We start from the raw sequence: 4,162 nt of genomic DNA on the forward strand, positions 1-4,162 counted from the left end.
AAAATTCAACGGAAGGCTGATGGCTGTTCCGGAAACAGTGATCGACCACGGACCGAATCTTCTGTGGCTGAGAAAGGACTGGATGGAGGAGCTGGGGCTGGAGGAGCCGGAAACTCTTGAAGATGCTTTTGAGATCATAGATGCTTTTGTACAAAACAGAATGGGTACGGAAGATGGAGAAACTCCTGTGGGTCTGGCATGTGACACAAATCTTGTGGGTACCACAAGCTCCAGTTATTCGGTAGATCCTGTGTTTGACAGTTTTGGGGCAAATCCTCAGAGATGGATCAGTCAGGACGGAGAAATTGTTTACGGATCTCTGACAGAAGAAACAAAGGAAGCTCTTGATTATCTGCATAAGCTGTATGACAGAGGGATTCTGGACCGGAACTTTGCCCTGCGCGCTCCTAATAATCTGAGAGATCTGGTCGTAAATGGAAAATGCGGAGCTTTTTTCGGACTGTGGTGGACTCCTAATAATCCGCTGATGGAAAGCTATGAGAAAAACAGCGAAGCAGACTGGGAACCTTATTATCTCCAGGAGCTGGCAGATAAAAATGTTTATGAATCCTTCAGGGATAATAAATATGTGGTAGTCCGCAAGGGCTATGAGCATCCGGAAATCGTGATGAAGATCATCAGCGTTCTTTTTGACTATACCAGGTATGAGGCAGAAGATGCCCGGGAGGTAAACGAATATTTTGCTTTGAATGTGGACCCTACTGCAAGACCGCTTGTGATCAATGTGGATTATAACGAAGCAACCTATCAGGTGACAGAAAATATTGAGGCAGCTTTGAATGGAAACTATCCGGAGGGAAATCTTACTGCCATTGAGCAGTCCTACTATCAGGCCTGCAGCTCCTATCTCAGCGGAAAAGATTACACTGCAGAAGACTGGGCTGCATACAAATCAAGAATTTCAGCAGTAGGGCTTCTTGTAGATAAGCATTATACACCGGCTGTCAGAAGCTATCTGGATGATGCAGGCGGAGAAATCCCTCAATCCCTGCGCCAGTTTGAAACAAGTACGTTTATTCAGATTATTATGGGAGAAAAGCCTGTCAGCTATTTTGAAACCTTTGTAGAGCAGTGGTATCAGCAGGGAGGTCATGAGCTGACACAGCAGATACGGCTGTCAAATCCCTCTACGTGATTGAGACTTGTGGGCTTTATTTATATGGATTCAGAAGCAAACATAAAAGTCAACACCTATTTAGAAAAAAATCTAAATAGCTGTTGACTTTTTGTATACAGAGAGGTATATTCTATTTAGAAATATTTCTAAATAGTTTCATGAAAAGGAGGGATTAAATGTCTTTTGCAGCTACATTTAAGGCGCTGTCAGATCCTGTAAGGAGAGAAATTCTGCAGCTTCTGAAAAACGGAAAAATGTCTGCAGGAGAAATCGGCAGCCATTTTGATATGACCGGAGCTACCATATCGTATCATTTAAGTGTATTAAAAAAGGCAGATCTGGTATGGGAAACAAAAGTAAAAAATTATGTGTATTATGAGCTGAACACCTCAGTTGTGGAAGAAATCCTGCTGTGGCTGTCAGAGCTCACCGGTGAAAAAGATGAAGAAAAGGAGAGTAAGAAGTAATGCTGCTTTTGCAGCAGAGAATTTTTGACCGGAAAGATTATGAAACTGGAGGGATGATTATTATGATAAAAAGATACAAATGGACACTGTTTGCTGCCAGCCTTATGATTCTTTGCCCTATCATAGTTGGGATTATTTTCTGGGATCAGCTTCCGGATATGATCCCCACACATTTCGGCAGTGACAATCAGGTAAACGGATGGACCAGCAAGCCTGTAGCTGTATTTGGAATGCCGTTATTTTTACTTGCTATTGAATTTTTCTGCGCATTTATGGTCGGCGCAGATCCGAAACGTAAAAATATCAACCAGAAACTGATGCGGGCTATTCTCTGGATGATTCCCATTGTTTCTGTGGTAACAAATCTGATCAGTTATGCAACTGCATTGGGAATGAGTGTGGACACAGGTATGGTTGTAAACATACTCCTGGGAATTATGTTTGTTATTATGGGAAATTATATGCATAAGATCAAACAGAACTATTCAGTAGGAATCAAACTTCCCTGGACACTGAACAGTGAAGAAAACTGGAACCGTACACACAGAGTAGCTTCATGGCTGTTTATTATGGGCGGAGCTATTTTTGTGATCAATGGATTTCTGCAGTCAAAGTGGGTGCTTTTTGCATTTCTTGCCTGTGTGTTCCTGATCCCTGCAGGTTATTCCTTTTATCTTTATAAAAAAGGAATATAAAAATCACAGGAAATCTGATTAGCTGCCGCACCCCGGAAGCTGCCGGTATTCTGGACAATATATAAAAAATCCATAATAAAAACTGTCCCCTTTAAAAAGATAAAAATTGTGTATTTTAAAAAGCACAGATATCGATTAAGATATCAGTAATTCATGAAAAAAGAGGAGGCAGTTATTATGAACAATCAGAACAGCACTATCACAAAACTTGCAGAAACCGCTCTTCTTGCAGCGCTCTGCTATGTAGCCTTTACATTTCTTCAGATAAAAATACCAGTGCCCGGAGGCGATGCTACTTCAATCCATATCGGAAATGCATTTTGTGTTCTGGGAGCGCTTCTTCTGGGCGGATGGTATGGAGGACTTGCCGGGGCCATTGGCATGACGGTTGCGGATCTTATGGATCCTGTGTATATCACAGGCGCTCCGAAGACCTTTGTCTTAAAGCTTTGTATTGGGCTTATTACAGGACTTGTGGCTCATAAAATCGCAAAAATAAATGAGAGTACAGATAAAAAATATGTGTTTAAATGGAGTGTGCTGGCATCTGTAGCCGGACTTGCTTTTAATGTGGTGGCAGATCCGGTGGTTGGATATTTCTATAAACAGTACATTCTTGGGCAGCCCCAGAAAATGGCAGAGGTTCTGGCAAAGATGAGCGCAATGGCAACATTCGTCAATGCAGTAATATCAGTAATCCTTGTTGCAGTGATATACAATGCGGTTCGTCCGGTGCTGATAAAAAGCCATCTTCTGGTGGTCGGACGGCGTAAACAGGTTAGCTGAAACGGGCAGCTGGACTTAGGTAAAAGAATAAAAGTACAGGCGGCAGTTGTGAAAAATAAGATTCGCCCTTACAGATGTCAGATTATATTTTCTGTGGTTCTGTAAGGGCGATTATTTTATGAATTTTCCGGATTAAACAGGAGCAGAGAAAAAAGACGTATTTTTTCGTCCTGTGTCCAGCACAGCATATTGGCAGCGTCAGCCATTTTCTGGGCATCGATACCGTAAGCTGACATACAGGAAAAATGTTTGTAAGGCCCGGCGCTGATGAGCAGAGGAGTAGTTTCTGCGTCAGCTGCCATTTTTTTATAAAGTTTTTCTGTAAGAAGGTTATGGTTGCACTTTGCTTTTTTTACATCAGACTGTTCTTCAGGGGATTCCAGAACAGTCTGAAGAATCAGCGCCTTTTTATAATTCAGCGCTTTCCGGTGCATTTCTTCCGGTGTGCCGCATGCTGGCGGACAGGAGGATAGCACGTTAAAATTTCCACAGAGATTTTCTTCGCAGAATTGCCGGTACTCCAGCACGAATACCAGGTCTTTCACATCAATAACAGCAGCATTGTCAAAGCCAAGAGTCAGGGCTTCTTTTATAAAATCCATATAAAATATCCGATCCAATCAGATATATAAAATGATTGGAATTTTCCTTTCTCCCATGTTATGGGGAAGTGTGTATAGTGATAGAAAGTCTGATAGTATTATAACGCATATGGGAAGGAATGACCATGGTTTATTCTTCTGTCTGTAATGAATACATTACTGTTCACAGGTTACTATCCCGCAAGGTGTTTTGGCATGTATAGCAAAAATTCCGAGGCATACAGGTTAAAATGCTATCATCGAAGGTGATTTGGAATGTATTTTAACCAGGTTACTGTGAAGGGCGTGAACAGTGATACGAATACACAGAAGAGGAATGATGGGATTCAATTTCACATAACAGCGAGATTGAAATGTTTGAGGGATTCCAGTTTATTAGAAAAAGAGTGTAAAAAGGTTAAAAAGACTTATTGAAAAAACTATTGAAAAATTTATAAAAAAAACAGTTGACAGAGGCGGAAGAAAGTGGTAAAT

General features: G+C 41.3%; 5 protein-coding genes. 4 read left to right on the top strand and 1 reads right to left on the bottom strand.

Features of this window, described 5'->3' with window-relative positions; genetic code table 11:
* The 4 genes from QVP40_RS07630 to QVP40_RS07645 all read left to right on the top strand — a co-directional run.
* Positions 1–1,156: sugar ABC transporter substrate-binding protein (locus QVP40_RS07630; protein ID WP_288200382.1), on the top strand; the 1,156-nt coding region annotated here is incomplete at its 5' end.
* A gap of 158 nt (positions 1,157–1,314) precedes the next feature.
* Complete coding sequence (locus QVP40_RS07635) at positions 1,315–1,605, top strand: autorepressor SdpR family transcription factor (RefSeq protein WP_022067877.1); 291 nt, start codon at positions 1,315–1,317, stop codon at positions 1,603–1,605.
* Between the two features lie 62 nt (positions 1,606–1,667).
* Entirely contained in the window at positions 1,668–2,300 is a 633-nt protein-coding gene (locus QVP40_RS07640; protein ID WP_138271752.1) for an SdpI family protein, read from the top strand.
* A gap of 177 nt (positions 2,301–2,477) precedes the next feature.
* Positions 2,478–3,086, top strand: a complete 609-nt coding sequence (locus QVP40_RS07645; protein ID WP_022067879.1) for an ECF transporter S component — start codon at positions 2,478–2,480, stop codon at positions 3,084–3,086.
* 116 nt (positions 3,087–3,202) lie between these two features.
* Here QVP40_RS07645 and QVP40_RS07650 read toward each other — a convergent pair whose 3' ends face one another.
* The gene (locus QVP40_RS07650; protein ID WP_022067880.1) at positions 3,203–3,688 is read right to left on the bottom strand and encodes a DUF2284 domain-containing protein; all 486 of its coding nucleotides are present in this window, start codon (positions 3,686–3,688) and stop codon (positions 3,203–3,205) included.
* Positions 3,689–4,162 lie beyond the last annotated feature (474 nt).

It is taken from the genome of Blautia sp. CAG:257 (assembly GCF_000433815.1).
In the GTDB taxonomy this organism is placed as follows: Bacteria; Bacillota; Clostridia; order Lachnospirales; family Lachnospiraceae; genus Blautia_A; species Blautia_A caecimuris.